This window comes from Clostridium paraputrificum (assembly GCF_900447045.1).
Classification (GTDB): Bacteria; Bacillota; Clostridia; order Clostridiales; family Clostridiaceae; genus Clostridium; species Clostridium paraputrificum.
The window spans coordinates 98,178-113,632 of record NZ_UAWH01000017.1 but is presented as its reverse complement, the minus strand read 5'-3'; the positions used below and the strand labels follow the sequence as shown (position 1 = coordinate 113,632).

General features: G+C 30.3%; 13 protein-coding genes, 1 pseudogene and 1 other annotated feature. Of the genes and pseudogenes, 11 read left to right on the top strand and 3 right to left on the bottom strand.

The window, feature by feature from the left end; all coding sequences use genetic code 11:
- Positions 1 to 8: 8 nt before the first annotated feature.
- A pseudogene (locus DR024_RS15255) lies at positions 9 to 1,184 on the bottom strand (class I SAM-dependent rRNA methyltransferase).
- A gap of 178 nt (positions 1,185 to 1,362) precedes the next feature.
- Between DR024_RS15255 and DR024_RS15250 the strand changes: the two are divergent.
- Positions 1,363 to 2,673, top strand: coding sequence for an aspartate kinase (locus DR024_RS15250; RefSeq protein ID WP_055254756.1), 1,311 nt, complete (start codon positions 1,363 to 1,365; stop codon positions 2,671 to 2,673).
- A 140-nt stretch (positions 2,674 to 2,813) separates the two neighbouring features.
- Here the strand turns inward: DR024_RS15250 and DR024_RS15245 are convergent, their stop codons facing one another.
- Positions 2,814 to 3,032, bottom strand: a complete 219-nt coding sequence (locus tag DR024_RS15245) for a (2Fe-2S)-binding protein (protein WP_099314241.1) — start codon at positions 3,030 to 3,032, stop codon at positions 2,814 to 2,816.
- A gap of 201 nt (positions 3,033 to 3,233) precedes the next feature.
- Positions 3,234 to 3,482: a binding site (T-box leader), on the top strand.
- Between the two features lie 99 nt (positions 3,483 to 3,581).
- Here DR024_RS15245 and ileS point away from each other — a divergent pair.
- The 4 genes from ileS to DR024_RS15225 all read left to right on the top strand — a co-directional run bounded on the left by ileS (position 3,582) and on the right by DR024_RS15225 (position 9,818).
- Complete coding sequence (ileS, locus tag DR024_RS15240; RefSeq protein WP_055184276.1) at positions 3,582 to 6,695, top strand: isoleucine--tRNA ligase; 3,114 nt, start codon at positions 3,582 to 3,584, stop codon at positions 6,693 to 6,695.
- 193 nt (positions 6,696 to 6,888) lie between these two features.
- Entirely contained in the window at positions 6,889 to 7,887 is a 999-nt protein-coding gene (locus DR024_RS15235) for a LacI family DNA-binding transcriptional regulator (protein ID WP_055184273.1), read from the top strand.
- A gap of 96 nt (positions 7,888 to 7,983) precedes the next feature.
- Positions 7,984 to 8,442 (top strand): MarR family winged helix-turn-helix transcriptional regulator, encoded by a 459-nt coding sequence (locus DR024_RS15230; protein ID WP_242829719.1) that lies wholly within the window; start codon positions 7,984 to 7,986, stop codon positions 8,440 to 8,442.
- Positions 8,443 to 8,444: 2 nt separating this feature from the next.
- Positions 8,445 to 9,818: an MATE family efflux transporter gene (locus tag DR024_RS15225; RefSeq protein ID WP_027098574.1), complete on the top strand. Its 1,374-nt coding sequence runs from the start codon at positions 8,445 to 8,447 to the stop codon at positions 9,816 to 9,818.
- Between the two features lie 87 nt (positions 9,819 to 9,905).
- Here the strand turns inward: DR024_RS15225 and DR024_RS15220 are convergent, their stop codons facing one another.
- A complete protein-coding gene (locus DR024_RS15220; protein WP_027098573.1) occupies positions 9,906 to 10,091 on the bottom strand; it encodes a hypothetical protein in 186 nt (61 codons plus the stop codon).
- A 111-nt stretch (positions 10,092 to 10,202) separates the two neighbouring features.
- On the opposite strand from DR024_RS15220, the gene DR024_RS15215 reads away from it, so the two are divergent.
- The 6 genes from DR024_RS15215 (at position 10,203) to DR024_RS15190 (ending at position 15,452) form a co-directional block, all read left to right on the top strand.
- Entirely contained in the window at positions 10,203 to 10,778 is a 576-nt protein-coding gene (locus DR024_RS15215) for a nucleoside recognition domain-containing protein (protein WP_055184271.1), read from the top strand.
- Positions 10,779 to 10,790: 12 nt separating this feature from the next.
- Positions 10,791 to 11,315, top strand: coding sequence for a spore maturation protein (locus DR024_RS15210; RefSeq protein ID WP_027098571.1), 525 nt, complete (start codon positions 10,791 to 10,793; stop codon positions 11,313 to 11,315).
- A 56-nt stretch (positions 11,316 to 11,371) separates the two neighbouring features.
- On the top strand, positions 11,372 to 12,097 hold the full coding sequence (locus DR024_RS15205) for an ABC transporter ATP-binding protein (protein WP_111919112.1): 726 nt from the start codon (positions 11,372 to 11,374) through the stop codon (positions 12,095 to 12,097).
- Positions 12,090 to 13,721 carry a putative ABC transporter permease subunit gene (locus DR024_RS15200; RefSeq protein ID WP_111919110.1) on the top strand — a complete coding sequence of 544 codons (1,632 nt, stop codon included), beginning with the start codon at positions 12,090 to 12,092 and terminating at the stop codon, positions 13,719 to 13,721. The genes DR024_RS15205 and DR024_RS15200 overlap by 8 nt, the downstream gene beginning before the upstream one ends.
- Before the next feature lie 87 nt (positions 13,722 to 13,808).
- The gene (locus DR024_RS15195) at positions 13,809 to 15,065 is read left to right on the top strand and encodes an aminopeptidase P family protein (protein WP_111919108.1); all 1,257 of its coding nucleotides are present in this window, start codon (positions 13,809 to 13,811) and stop codon (positions 15,063 to 15,065) included.
- A gap of 60 nt (positions 15,066 to 15,125) precedes the next feature.
- The gene (locus DR024_RS15190; protein WP_099314246.1) at positions 15,126 to 15,452 is read left to right on the top strand and encodes a phasin family protein; all 327 of its coding nucleotides are present in this window, start codon (positions 15,126 to 15,128) and stop codon (positions 15,450 to 15,452) included.
- The last annotated feature ends 3 nt before the right edge of the window (positions 15,453 to 15,455 follow it).

The following is a 15,455-nucleotide window of genomic DNA, read 5'->3' as shown; positions in this document are numbered from 1 at the left end:
CTAGTAAGTTATACAACTTGGAATATAAAGAATTTTAAGTAGTAACTTTCATCTGAATTCCAAAGTATTGGGTGGTCAGCCGATTGGGTTCTAAATTCCACTTGTCTTAATATTCTACGTGCATCATGAGCAGCTTCATTTATGGTAGACTTTAAAAGATCTTCACTCATGTAGTGAGAACATGAACAAGTAATGAAATATCCGCCTGGTTTAACCATTTTTAAGCCTCTAAGATTAATTTCTTTGTATCCTCTTTTTGCGCCATTAATTGTATTTCTTGATTTAGTGAATGCCGGAGGGTCTAGTATAACAACATCAAATTGTTTTCCTTCTTTTGACCAAGACGATAAGACGTCAAAGGCATTGTGACATTCAAATTTAACTATATTTTGTAAGTTATTAAGTTCAGAATTTCTAGTTGCACAATCAACAGCATGTTGAGATACATCAATACCTAAAACTGATTTAGCTCCAGCAATACCAGCATTAAGTGCAAATGAACCTGTATGAGTAAAGCAATCTAAAACATCTTTATCTTTACAAATTCTATGTATTGCAGCTCTATTTTCTTTTTGGTCTAAGAAGAAACCTGTTTTTTGTCCGTTTTCTAAGTCAACTATATATTTAACTCCATTTTCAATAATTTCAACATTAGTATCAAATGGTTCTGTTAAAAATCCTTTAGTTTGTTCTAATCCTTCTATTTCTCTTGTAGCCAAATCACTTCTTTCATAAACTCCTTTAGCTCCAAAGTTATTTACTAAGATATCAACAATTATATCTCTATATTTATCCATACCTAAAGTTGAGATTTGAATTACATAATAATCTTCGAATTTATCAACAGTAAGACCAGGTAATAAATCAGCCTCTCCAAAGATAAATCTACAAGAAGAGGTATCTATTACAGTTTTTCTGTATTCCCAGGCAGAATCAAATCTCTTTTTGAAGAATTCCTTATTTATTACTTCATCTTTATCTCTTGTCATTATTCTTATAGTTATCTTACTTCTGTCATTGATATAACCTTTGCCTATAAAATATCCTTTATGATTATAGACTTCAACGATATCACCATTCTCATAGTCACCATCATATTCGTTAATTTCATCTATATATATCCAAGGACGACCATTTTCAGCTTTTTAATTTTTTCCTTTATGTAAGTAGAATTTACTATTCATATAAAAAACTCCCTTCATTAAACTCTTTTCGATTATACCAGTAATATTACTATTTTTATAGGGAGTTAGAATAGAAAATAAAAATTTGTTTGCATTACTATTGAAAACTATGAAAAATTTGGTAGAATAGATTTAAAAATATTTTAAAGTATATTAATAAAAATTGGGGGCAATAAAAATGAATAAGGTGGTTACAAAGTTTGGTGGAAGTTCTTTAGCAGATGCTTCACAATTCAAGAAAGTAAAGGAAATTATCCTTGCAGATGATGCTAGAAGGTATGTAATACCATCAGCACCAGGAAAGAGACATGGGAAGGATACAAAGATAACAGATCTTCTTTATCTTTGTCACATGCATGTTGAGACAGGTATTTCTTTAGAGGATGTATTTAAGCATATAGAGGAGAGATATACTGGAATAGTTAATGATTTGGGGTTAGATTTAGATATAAGTACTTATCTAGATGTAGTAAAAAAGGATATTGAAAACGGTGCATCTAAGGATTATGCAGCTAGTAGAGGAGAATACTTAAATGGTATTATCTTAGCTAACTATTTAGGGTATGATTTTGTAGATGCAAAAGAAGTTATATTATTTAACGAGGATGGAACATTAAATAGTGAAGAAACTAATAAAAGGTTAAAGGATAAGTTATGCAAAATTGAAAGAGCTGTTATTCCAGGATTTTATGGAGCAGATGAACAAGGTGAAATAGTAACCTTTAGTAGAGGTGGGTCTGATGTAACAGGTTCTTTAGTTGCTGCAAGTATAAATGCGGATTTATATGAAAATTGGACTGATGTTTCTGGATTTTTAATGGCTGATCCAAGAATAGTTGAAAATCCTAAGACTATAGGTAAAATTACATACAAGGAATTAAGAGAATTATCATATATGGGGGCTTCAGTGCTTCATGAAGAAGCAATATTTCCTGTAAAGGAAGCTGGAATACCAATTAATATAAAAAATACTAATTTACCTGAAGATAAGGGTACTATAATAGTTCAAGACACTGAAAATGAAAAGTGTAAAACTATTACAGGTATTGCAGGTAAGAAAAACTTTACTGTTATATCAATAGAAAAAGCAATGATGAATAATGAATTAGGGTTTTGTAGAAAGGTGTTATCAATATTAGAAATGAATAATATATCTTTTGAAAATATGCCTGCAGGGATAGACACAGTGTGTTTAGTAATAGCAGATTCAGAGCTTAAGAAAAAGAAAGATATAGTTATTGAAGAGATAAGAAGAAGCTGCAATCCGGATTCTATAGTAGTACATCCTAATATGGCTATGATAGCCACAGTTGGTAAAGGTATGGCTAAAAACAAGGGGGTAGCAGCGAAGGTGTTTGGAGCATTAGCAAAAGCTAAGATAAATATTAGAATGATTGATCAAGGATCATCAGAGATGAATATATTAGTTGGAATTGAAAATGAAGACTTTGAAAGGGCTATAAAGTCTATATATAATGCATTTAATTAAATAGTAACATAAGAGACTTCTTAACAGTTGTTTAAGAAGTCTCTTTTTAGTTAAAAAATATATAAAAATAAGCCAATCTGTGGGGAACAGATTGGCTTGGGGAGATATAATCAGTCAACCAATAATATTTGGGGAAATACCTATTGATTGATTGAATGTGCTTCGATTAACTCTTGAATTTTAGGGATACATCTACATCCTTTGCAACCACCTTTTGTAGCACCAGTAGTTTTAGCTACATCATCTACAGTTTTTGCTCCAGATTCTATAGATTCTTTAATTTTGGATCTTGGTATCGCCTTGCAAACACATACTTTTGTGATTTTATCAAGGATTTTTTCATTTATATTATTTTCCATTTAGTTACCTCCTAAGTTGATGACTAAGGAAAATAAGGGGATTAGATAACTTTTTGTTATCTTGACTATATTAAAACATATTTTAAAGTAAAAGTCAATACTAATTAATAAAAATTATTAGATAGTAAGAATAAAAACGTATAGAAGTAAGTATATTGTAGTAATTGACATTTATTTTAGGAATGGTATATAATAAATAATATAAAAACTGTGATTAGGAAAAGTAATTAAGATTTCTACTTTAAGAGAGTAACTGGTTGGTGTGAAGTTATATAGTGTCTTAGTGAAAATCACCTAGGAGTTGGAAATTGAACAGCCTTGCTTAGTAGGTATTCCCGTTAGCCAGCGTTAATGGATAGAGCATGATTGTGCTTGAAATAAGTACCCTAAATTTATTATAAGGGTATACTTTGCCATAGGTGGTATAGCGAATTCAACTTCGTCCTTTTGGATGGAGTTTTTTTATTTATTAAAATTAGATATGACTAGATATCTAATAAAAGAGAATACTTAAAATATCTGATTATACATGAGAAAGGAGAAAATAAGATGTACAAAAAAGTTGAGCTTTCAAAAGGTTTTGTTGGTATGGAAGAAGAAGTAGCAAAGCTTTGGAAAGAAAATGATGTTATCAAAAAGAATTTTGATATGAATCAAGATGGTGAATACTTCACTTTCTATGATGGGCCTCCAACAGCTAATGGTAAGCCACACGTAGGTCACGTTTTAACAAGAGTTATGAAGGATATAATTCCAAGATATAAGGTGATGAAGGGGTATAAGGTAATTAGAAAAGCCGGTTGGGATACTCACGGGTTACCTGTAGAACTTGAAATAGAAAAGAAACTTGGAATATCAGGTAAGGAACAAATTGAAGAATACGGTGTTGAAAAATTCGTGACAGAATGTAAGGAGAGCGTATTCAAATATGTTTCTATGTGGGAAGAAATGACTAATAAGATTGGTTATTGGGTAGATATGGATGATCCATATGTAACATATCACAATCCATATATAGAATCAGTATGGTGGGCTTTAAAACAAATGTGGGATAAAGGTCTTTTATATGAAGGTCATAAGGTAATGCCTTATTGTCCAAGATGTGGTACTGCATTGTCTTCACACGAAGTTGCTCAAGGATACAAAGATGTTAAGGATTTAACTTGTATTGCTAAATTTAAGATTGAGGGAGAAGAAAACAAGTACATATTAGCTTGGACAACAACTCCTTGGACATTACCATCAAACTTAGCTCTATGTATAAATAAAGCTTATACTTATATAGAAGCAAAGGTTGGAGATGAAGTATATATCTTAGCTAAGGATCTTGCTAGTAAGGTTCTTGGAGAAGAAGTTGAAATAGTTAGAGAATTTAACGGATCAGAATTACTAGGAATTAAGTATGAACAATTAATGCCGTTTGGAAGAGTTGAAGGTAAAGCTTTTGAAGTTATCCATGGTGATTACGTAACATTAACAGATGGTACTGGTATAGTTCATATTGCTCCAGCTTATGGTGAAGATGATAATCTTGTTGCTAAGGCTAATGGAATCACTTTCATTAACTTAGTTGACAAAGAGGGTAAATTCGTAGAAGAAGTTACTCCATGGGCAGGTAAGTTTGTTAAGAAGTGTGATGAAAGCATTTGTAAGTGGCTTGAAGAAAATAATAAGCTATTTAAGGCAGAAAAGCACCTTCACTCATATCCACACTGCTGGAGATGTGACACTCCACTTCTTTACTATCCAAAAGAGAGCTGGTTTGTTGCAATGAGCACTCTAAGAGATAAGTTATTAGAAAACAATAATAAGATTAACTGGTATCCGGATAACATAAGAACAGGAAGATTCGGTAAATTCTTAGAAAATGTTATTGACTGGGGTATCTCAAGAGATAGATACTGGGGAACTCCACTTCCAATCTGGGAATGTGAATGTGGTCACAAAGAATGTATTGGAAGTATTGAAGAATTAAAGAAGAAGGGTGTAAATGTACCTGATGATATAGAATTACACAAACCATATATAGATAATGTTCATTTAAAATGTGAAAAGTGTGGTAAGGAAATGGAAAGAACTAAGGAAGTTATAGATTGTTGGTTCGATTCAGGATCAATGCCATTTGCTCAATTACACTATCCATTTGAAAACAAAGAGTTATTTGAGCAAAACTTCCCAGCTCAATTTATATCAGAAGCTGTTGACCAAACAAGAGGATGGTTCTATACATTATTAGCTATTTCAACTGCTATATTTGATAGAAATCCATTTGAAAATTGTATTGTTTTAGGTCACGTTCTTGATAAGAAGGGATTAAAGATGTCTAAGTCTAAGGGTAACGTTGTTGCTCCTATGGAGGTTTTAGAAAGTCAAGGTGCAGATGCTACAAGATGGCATTTCTACACTGCAAGTGCTCCATGGCTACCAACTAGATTCTCAACTGATGATGTTGGAGAGGCATCAAGAAAGTTCTTAAGTACATTATGGAATGTATATTCATTCTATGTTTTATATGCAGATATAGATGGATTCAATCCGTTAGAGTACAAAGATTTTGTTTCTGATAATGTTATGGATAAGTGGATAATGTCTAAGTTAAACACTTTAGTTAAGGATGTTGATGCTAAATTAAACTCTTATGACATTACAAATGCTGCTCTTCAAATTGAAGAGTTCACAGATAACTTATCTAACTGGTATGTAAGAAGAAACAGAGCAAGATATTGGTCAGAAGAATTAACTGATGATAAGATTGGTGCATATGTAACTCTATATAGAGTTTTAGTAACTTTATCACAAGTTGCAGCTCCATTTGTACCATTTATCACAGAAGAGATATATCAAAACTTAGTTGTTAATTTAGATTCTTCAGCTGAAGAAAGTATTCACTTATGTAAGTGGCCAACAGTTGATGAAGAAGCTATTAACAGTGAGTTGGAAAAGGAAATGGATTTAGCTTACACAATAGTTAAGTTAGGAAGAAGTGCAAGAAATGGTGCTAATATTAAGAATAGACAGCCACTTTCTCAAATGTTAGTTTCAGTAGCATCACTTCCAGAGTACTATGGAGATATTATTAAGGATGAATTAAATATAAAGTCAATTGAGTTTGGTGCGGATCTTTCTGAACATGTTAACTTTGAAATAAAGCCTAACTTACCTGTTTTAGGAAGAGCTTATGGAAAAATGATTCCTGCAATAAGAAAAGAAATAGCTTCTAGAAATCAAATGGAGTTAGCTCAAAAGATAAATAATGGTGGAGTAGAAGTTATAAATGTAGATGGAACAGAAATAGAGCTTAACAAAGAAAACCTACTTGTAACAATGCAAGGTCTTGATGGATATGCTTTTGCAGGTGAAGGTGAAATTGGTGTAGTTCTTGATACTCATATATCAGAAGAATTAAGAGAAGAGGGACACGTAAGAGAAATCATCTCTAAGATTCAAAATATGAGAAAAGAAAGTGGATTCGAAGTTGCTGATAAGATTACATTATATGTAGCTAATAATGATATGTTATTAGATGTTATTAAGAAGTTCAAAGATACAATTAAAAGAGAAACATTAACAGTAGAAGTTGTATGCAATGAACAAAACATTGAGTATACTGAATCTACTATTAATGGAGAAAAGCTTAATATGGCTGTTAAAGTAGTAAAATAGAGTAATAAATGTTGAAAAGGTTACTATAGAATTTATAGTAACCTTTTCATTTGTTCAAAATTTGTTCTTAAAAAGGGTATTTTAAAAGATTTTTAACAAAAACTATAAATAAAGCAGGGATTTGCTTGTTTTTGGGAGAATATATAGGTTATAATTAAATAATTAAAATATAAGAAATGGGAGTGATGAGTTAATGGCAACTTCTATTAAAGATGTAGCTAAGGAGGCTGGAGTTTCAATTGCAACAGTTTCAAGGGTGCTTAATGATATCGATGTCGTAAACGAAGACACTAAGAAAAAGGTTCTAGATGCCATTAAAAAGTTAGGTTATAGACCGAATATAGTAGCTAGAAGTTTAAAGACTCAAAGAACAAAGACTATAGGAATACTAGTACCAGATATATCAAGTCAGTTTTATCCTGAAATCGTAAGAGGAGCGGAAGACGTTGCTAATATTTATGATTACAATGTTATCTTATGTAATTCAGACTTTGATGTAGAAAAAGAAAAAGAGTATTTAAGAGTACTTAAGGAAAAGATGGTTGATGGAGTAATATATATGAGTAGTTCATTAAGTGAAGAAATGCTTGATTTAATTAATGAACTAGACTTAAAAACTATCTTAGTTGAAACGAAGGATAAAGATGGAGTTTTACCAAGTGTAACTATAGATAATATAAGTGCATCATATGAGGGTACAAAGTATCTATTAGATAAAGGATTATCTAAACCAGCATTTATAGGAGTAAAACAAGATACAATGAATGCTTGGGGAGATAGATTTGTAGGCTTTGAAAAAGCATTAGAAGAAGAAGGTATAAATATTGATGAGGAATTACTTTACTTTGATAACTTAAAGGTTAAAACTGGTTATGAAGCAGTTGAAAAGTTTATTGGAAGTAATAAGAAGTTTGATTCAATAGTATGCGCATCTGATGAGATAGCAATCGGAGCAATAAATAAGTTAAGAGAAAAAGGATATAATGTTCCAGAGGATATAAGTGTTATTGGATTTAATAATAACCATGTTTCCTCATATTTTTATCCAAGAATAACTACTATATCTCAACCTAGTTATGACATGGGATCAGTAGCTATGAGAATGTTAATAAAACTTCTAAATAAGAAGGAGCTAGAACAAGGTCATTATGTTTTAGACTATCAACTAATACAAAGAGAAAGTACTAAGTAGAAAAGGAAGTAGTGGAAAACACTACTTCTTTTATTTTGAAAAATTAGTTGCAAGTACAACTAATTAGTAGTAAAATAGTTGCTGTTGCAACTATTTATGATGAAGTTAGGTGATAATATGGGAAATAAGGAATACGACTCTATAGGGAAATTTGTTTCCCAAATATATAGAAGCGGAAATAGTTTTTTTTCAAAGGCATATGCAAAATATAATATTGGTGCGGGACAATATCAATTTTTAAGAGTTTTATATAAAAAAGAAAGATTAACTCAAGAAGATTTAAGCAATATTTTGAATATAGATAAAGCTACCACAGCTAGAGCTTTGAAGAAACTTGAAGAAGAAGGATACATATATAGAAATAAAAGTTCAGTTGATAAAAGAGCTAATATAATAGTACTTACTGAGAAAGCTTTAAGTATAAAAGAAGATTTTTTTGAAGTACATAGACAGTGGGAAGAAAAGATTACTTCAATTTTAACAGAGGATGAAAGAGAATTAACTCTTACATTACTAAAAAAAATAGCATCTAGTGAGACACTAAGGAGGAATTAAGCATGAGAGGACAAGCTAGACTTGGAGAAGAAAAAATATCAAAGTTACTTATGGAGTTTTCCATTCCAGCTATAATAGGTATGGTAGTAAATACCTTATATAATATTGTAGATAGAATGTATATAGGAAACATAAAAGATATTGGTGGATTAGCTTTAACTGGCGTTGGTATAACAATGCCAATAATGACTATAATAATGGCATTTGGGATGTTAATTGGAATAGGAACAAGTGCCAGAATATCTTTAAAACTTGGAGAACATAAAAGAGAAGAGGCTGAAAAGCACTTAGGAAATGCATTTACTTTAATTATTATAGCTAGTGTTTTAATAACTATAATAGGACTTGTATTTATGCATAAAATACTTGGATTGTTTGGAGCAAGTGCAGATACTGAAATTTATGCAAGAGAATATATGCAAATAATATTCTTTGGAACTATATTTAATATGCTAAGTTTTGGATTAAATCATTCAATTAGAAGTGATGGAAGTCCTAAGGTAGCTATGTTATCAATGTTAATAGGTGCAGGTACTAATATTATATTAGACCCTATATTTATATTTGTATTTGGAATGGGAGTTAGAGGAGCAGCTATTGCAACTGTAATATCTCAAATAGTTTCAACTATATGGATTTTATATTATTTTACAAAAGGTAAGAGTAATTTAAAAATTAAAAGAGAATATTTATCTTTAGATAAAGCTATAGTTTTGAGTATTTTTTCTATTGGAGTAAGTCCATTTAGTATGCAAATAGCTCAAAGTATAGTTCAAGTGTTGGCTAACAATGCATTAAAGACTTATGGTGGAGATTTAGCTATAGGTGCTATGACTATAATAAATAGTGTAGCTATGATATTTATGATGCCTATATTTGGCTTAAACCAAGGTTCACAACCTATAATAGGATATAATTATGGTGCAGAAAAATATAAGAGAGTTAAGCAGGCTGTAAAGTCCGCAACTATAGTTGCTACTATAATAGTTTCAATTGGATGGATAATTACTCAAGCTGCTCCACATTTATTAATATCAATATTTAATAGAGATGAGCAGTTAGTAGGCATAGCAAGCACAGGTATGAGAATATTCTTATTAATGCTACCTGTAGTAGGAGCGCAAGTAATAAGTTCTAATTACTTCCAATCTATAGGAAAAGCTAAGATATCTATGTTCTTAAGTTTATTAAGACAAGTAATATTATTAATACCTTGTTTAATAATACTACCAAAGATTTTTGGGTTAACAGGAGTGTGGCTTGCAGGAGCTGTTTCTGATGGATTATCATCACTAATCACTTTGATAATCTTCTTTATGTCAGTTAGAAAGCTTAAAGATAAAGAAGAAATAGTAGCCAAAGAAGCAATAATTTAGGTAAATAGAAATATAATAAAGGATGAAACTTTAGAGTTTCATCCTTTTACTTTACCATCATTGTTATCTCTATTAATTATTTTAACATTATATGATACCTTCACTCTTTAATATATCTTCTAACTTTTTAACTTTTTCGTTTAAAGATTCGAATTTTTCCTTAATTATATCTTTAGATGATCCATCTTCATTAATTACTTTTTCTATATCCTCAACAGTTTTTAAAGCATCTTCTATATCTTGTTGAGCTATCTTTAAGTTAGTTTCTTTCATAAATTAATCTCCTTTAAGTAAAAAAATAGATTGTATATATTAATCCTATCACTACTAAATATTAAGTGCAAGGCATATATTTAATAGAAAACTTAACGTTAGGAGGATAATATGATTAATTATATTTGGTTTATATTAATATTCTTAGGTATACTCGTAGCTATATTTACTGGTAATGGTGCAGAAATATCAACAACTATTGTTGGGTCTGCAGATAGCACGGTGAAATTTATCATTGGATTAGTTGGAATAATGTGTTTTTGGTGCGGAGTTATGAAAATAGCAGAAAAAAGTGGATTAACTCAGAAGCTAGCAAGATTAATGAAACCATTATTAAAGTTCCTATTTAAGGATGCAGGAAAGGATGAAAAAGCTCTTGGAGCAATAGTGATGAACTTAACAGCGAATATGATGGGATTGTCAAATGCTGCAACTCCGTTTGGAATAAAAGCTATGGAAGAGATGGATAGATTAAATCCTAATAAAGGTAGGGCTAGTAATGATATGGCTCTTTTTTTAGTTATGAATGCTGCATGTATTCAATTAGTACCCTCAACAATAATATCAATTAGGGCAGCTGCTGGATCTTCAAATCCTGGAGCAATTATTTTGCCTGCAATACTATCAACAGCATCAGCAGCTATTGTTGGAGTAATATGTTGTAAGATTTTGCAGAGATACTTTTAAGGAGGATTATAAATGGGCGATTATATAACAAAAAGTATAATAGGAATTATAGTTCTACTTATTATAGGTTATGGAATGATAAAGGGTGGCAAGGTATATGAATGGTTTGTAGAAGGTGCAAAAGAAGGACTTCAAGTATGTATGAGAATATTTCCGTACCTTTTGGCTATGATTGTAGCAGTAAATATATTTAAAGCTGCTAATCTATTAGATGTATTAAATAAAGTATTATCACCCTTAACTAATCTTATAGGATTACCTCAAGAAATAACGCCATTGATACTAATTAAACCATTATCAGGAAGTGGTGCACAGGGTATATTTGCAAATTTACTTCAGACATATGGACCAGATACGCAAATAGGATTAATAGCTTCTGTAATTATGGGAACTACAGAAACCATATTCTATACAGTTACAGTCTATTTTGGTGCAGTAAAGGTTAAAAAAGTAAGACATACTGTATGGGCAGCTGTTTTTGCAGATATGGTTGCTATAATTAGTGCTATATTTTTAGTAAATATATTTTTCTTTTAATATTATGGAAAAAATGTAATTGTATTGGTAAAATTATCTCTAAAGGGGGAGATAGAATGATAAATATCAGTCAGATTACTAAATCTTATAATGGAAAGTACAAAGCTGTAGATAATTTAAACTTAGAAATAAAAGATGGAGAAATCTACGGGCTGCTAGGTCCAAATGGAGCAGGAAAAACTACAACTATTAAGATGATAACAGGCATTATTTCTCCTACATCAGGAAATATAACCATAAATAATATTGATATTGTTGAAAATCCTGTTTTGGCAAAAGAGCAGTTTGGTTATGTACCAGATAGCCCAGATATGTTTTTAAGGTTAACTGGAATGGAATATTTGAATCTTATGGGAGACATATATGGTGTATCAAGTGAAGATAGAAAATTAAGAATAAAAGATATATCTGAAAGATTTGAAATGAATTCTGCATTAGGGGATAAGATTCAATCGTACTCACATGGTATGAGACAAAAGATAATAATAATGGGTGTATTACTTCATAGGCCAAAGGTGTGGATATTAGATGAACCCATGACAGGGTTAGACCCAAAGTCATCTTTTATATTAAAGGAAATGATGAGAGAGCATGCTAATGAAGGAAATACTGTTCTTTTCTCAACTCATGTATTAGAAGTTGCTGAAAAGATATGTGATAAGGTTGCAATAATTAATAAAGGGCAATTAATTTTTAATGGAACCTTAGAAGATATGAGAGAAGAGTTTAAGGCAAGTGAATCACTAGAAGAAATGTTCTTGGAGCTAACAAGCAATGACTAGACTTAAGGTACTTACAAAATATTTTGTGAGAGATGCCCTTCAAGATATGTTCAATGGCTCAAAAATGAAGTCTGGATTTATGGCCTTATTAATGATGTTGTTAATAGCTTTCATGTCATTACCACTGATAATTACTGTAGATGTATTATATGAGCCTTTTGCAATAATTGGACAAGAGGGAACGTTGTTATCACTAATATTGCTTATAGGAGCTGTTATAAATTTTTTTTTAGGAATATTTACTATAATGAATACATACTATTTTTCCAATGACATAGAGCACTTTTTACCTATGCCATTTAAGAGTAGTGAAATAGTGTTAAGCAAGTTTATAGCTGTATTAATAAATATGATTTTATATTCCACAATAATAGTAGTTCCTTTATTAGTTTTTGCTCAAAAGTCATCGGCAAGTCCAATATTTTTTGTTTATATAGCACTTGCAGTTATTATTTGTCCTACTTTACCAATGATAATTGCTGCTTTAGTATGTATGCTTTTAATGAGATTTACTAACTTATCTAAGCATAAAGATGCTTTTAGATCTATATCAGGTAGTCTATCTTTAGTTTTGGTAGTTTTAATAAATATTATTTCACAAAGAAGTTCTACTTTATTTGAAAGTTCCTCGTCACTTATTAATATCATTCAAGAAAAAAATAGTCTTATAGGTGCTTTATCTGGAATGTTTATAACAAATAAGTATGTTGCATACGGGTTGTTATATAATGGTGAGGCTAAGGGGATTTTTTATATGGGTATTTCCATAGCTATTTGTATATTACTATGTATAATATATTACGTAGTAGGAGGAAAACTATATTTAAAAGGTATAATAGGAATATCTGAAACTTATAGTAAGAGAGTAGATATATTAAAAGAAAAAAATATAGATAGTATAGTTTCAAATAAATCTCCTATAAAGTCTCTTGTAATTAGAGATATAAGAATAGTATTTAGAACACCGCAGTTTTTTATAAATTCAATTGTAATGATGTTATATATGCCTATTTTTCTAACTATAATTTATGTGGTTAATGGAAGCTTTACTGATGTTAAAGGTATTATATTGAGTGGTAAATATAATTCTGTCATAATTGCGGGGGCATTTTTATTAGCAGCTTTTTCAATTTGTTCAGCTGGTGGAGGTAGAAAGTGTTTGTCCAGAGAAGGAAGCGATTTTGTATTTTCAAAGATAATTCCTATATCTTATAAGGATCAGGCAAAATCTAAGATAATATCATCTCTGTGTATAAATTCTTTAGTTCCTATACTTATTTGTACACTTTTAGTGTCGTTAAGGGTAGCTTTACCAATAATTTTATTAGGGGTGCTATCATCAGTATTTGGAGTTACAGTAGTAACCTTAATACAGATATTATTTGATTTTATTAATCCTAAGTTGAAGTGGAATGATGAAAAAATTTTATATAAGGATGACGTTGTATCAGTAGTTATGGTATTTGTAATACTGATTTTAGGAATTGGATTAGTAGCAATGTCTATGAAGGTTGAAAGTTATATAGGGATGTTCTCAATGATTGTTATATTTTCATTAATATTAATTTGGGGACTTTATAAAAAAATAATTAATATGTCAGATGAAGTTTATGGAAAAAGTTGAATTTAGAGGCTTTCTTACGAAAGCTTCTTTTTTTGTATAATATTAGTATATACTATTAATAGATTAAAGGAAGGAATGGTGAACCGTATGATAAAAGAGGTATTCAAAAGAAATAGAGAAAGACTTATGGAAAAGGTAAATGATAATTCAATAGTAATTCTTTTTGCAGGTAATGCACCAAGAAAAAGTGCTGATGAACAATATCAATTTACTCCTAATAGAAACTTTTACTATTTTACAGGAATTGATGAAGAGGAGCATATTTTAGTTTTAACAAAAATAAATGGAGTAATAAGTGAAAGATTATTTATTAAAGATATAGATGAGGAAATGGAAAAGTGGGTTGGTAAAAGTATAAGGCCTGAAGAGGGAAAAGAAATATCGGGAGTTGAGGATGTAGCGTTTATAAGTACTTTTAAATTATTTTTAAATAAAACATTCAATAATTTAGTTGAAGTAAACTTATATTTAGATATAGATAGAGAAGAATTTAATAGCCTAAAAAATGTTGTCGGAGAATTTGCAAATGAAGTTAAAGGAAAGTATCCATTTGCAAATATAAGAAATTTAGCACCATTAATTGCACCCTTAAGGTTAATCAAGAGTGAAGAAGAGATTGAAGAGATAAAAAAGGCCATAAATATAACTATTGAAGGTGTAAACAGTTTAATGAAAAACTGTAAAGTGGGAATGAAGGAATATGAATTAGAGGCATATTTTGATTTTGTTTGTAAGAGCAATGGGGTAAAGGATTTTGCGTTTAAAACAATAGCTGCTGCAGGAAAAAATGCAACCATATTACATTATGTTGATAATAATTGCGATATAAAAGATGGAGATTTGATTCTATTTGATTTAGGAGCGCAATATAATTATTATAACGGTGATATTTCAAGGACATTCCCTGTAAATGGAAGGTTTAGTAACAGGCAAAAAGAAGTTTATAATGCAGTGTTAAGAGTTAACGAGAAAGTTATTAATGAAATAAGACCAGGGGTGAGGTTCCTTGATTTAAATAAAAAAGCAAAAGAATGGATTGCAGAAGAATGCATTAATTTGGGTTTAATAAAGGATAGAGAAGATGTTTCTAATTATTATTGGCATAGTATAGGCCATAGTCTAGGATTAGATACCCATGATATTGAAGGAAATAATAGAGATGTTATTTTACAAGAAGGAATGGTTTGGACTGTTGAACCTGGAATTTATATAGAAGAAGAAGGTATTGGAATAAGAATAGAAGATGATGTGGTGGTTACATCACAAGGTGTTGAAGTTTTAACAAAGGATATGATTAAGACTGTAGAAGAAATTGAGGAATTTATGAATAAATATAGTATATAATTTGGTACTTAAGGGTAAATATAATTTATGGTTAATTAAGAATAAGTTGGAGATGGTTTTATGGTAAGTGATGCAAAGAATATCTTTTTGGCTGGAGTTGGTGCTGCTGCATTAACATATGAAAAGGCAACAGAGGTAATTTCTCAGTTAGTTGAAAGAGGAAAATTAACTTTAGAGGAAGGAAGAGAATTGTCAGAAGAGTTAAAAAGAGATGTAAAAAATACAGCTAACGGTGCAAAGGAATCTATGTTAGAAAAGGTGAATAATATAAAGCCATTAACTAAAGAAGAGCTAAATGATATTTTAGAAGAAAAGAATTACGCTACAAAGGCTGATGTATTAGAATTAAAAAGAATTATAGAAAGATTAGAAGAAAAAATTAATTAGAAA

Bases quoted from the DNA above. Each gene is read 5' to 3' on its own strand.
- DR024_RS15235 (WP_055184273.1), top strand. From the start codon at position 6,889: ATGGCAACTTCTATTAAAGATGTAGCTAAGGAGGCTGGAGTTTCAATT.
- DR024_RS15230 (WP_242829719.1), top strand. From the start codon at position 7,984: ATGATGAAGTTAGGTGATAATATGGGAAATAAGGAATACGACTCTATA.
- DR024_RS15200 (WP_111919110.1), top strand. From the start codon at position 12,090: ATGACTAGACTTAAGGTACTTACAAAATATTTTGTGAGAGATGCCCTT.
- DR024_RS15210 (WP_027098571.1), top strand. From the start codon at position 10,791: ATGGGCGATTATATAACAAAAAGTATAATAGGAATTATAGTTCTACTT.
- DR024_RS15225 (WP_027098574.1), top strand. From the start codon at position 8,445: ATGAGAGGACAAGCTAGACTTGGAGAAGAAAAAATATCAAAGTTACTT.
- DR024_RS15245 (WP_099314241.1), bottom strand. From the start codon at position 3,032: ATGGAAAATAATATAAATGAAAAAATCCTTGATAAAATCACAAAAGTA.
- DR024_RS15220 (WP_027098573.1), bottom strand. From the start codon at position 10,091: ATGAAAGAAACTAACTTAAAGATAGCTCAACAAGATATAGAAGATGCT.
- DR024_RS15190 (WP_099314246.1), top strand. From the start codon at position 15,126: ATGGTAAGTGATGCAAAGAATATCTTTTTGGCTGGAGTTGGTGCTGCT.
- DR024_RS15205 (WP_111919112.1), top strand. From the start codon at position 11,372: ATGATAAATATCAGTCAGATTACTAAATCTTATAATGGAAAGTACAAA.
- DR024_RS15195 (WP_111919108.1), top strand. From the start codon at position 13,809: ATGATAAAAGAGGTATTCAAAAGAAATAGAGAAAGACTTATGGAAAAG.
- ileS (WP_055184276.1), top strand. From the start codon at position 3,582: ATGTACAAAAAAGTTGAGCTTTCAAAAGGTTTTGTTGGTATGGAAGAA.
- DR024_RS15215 (WP_055184271.1), top strand. From the start codon at position 10,203: ATGATTAATTATATTTGGTTTATATTAATATTCTTAGGTATACTCGTA.
- DR024_RS15250 (WP_055254756.1), top strand. From the start codon at position 1,363: ATGAATAAGGTGGTTACAAAGTTTGGTGGAAGTTCTTTAGCAGATGCT.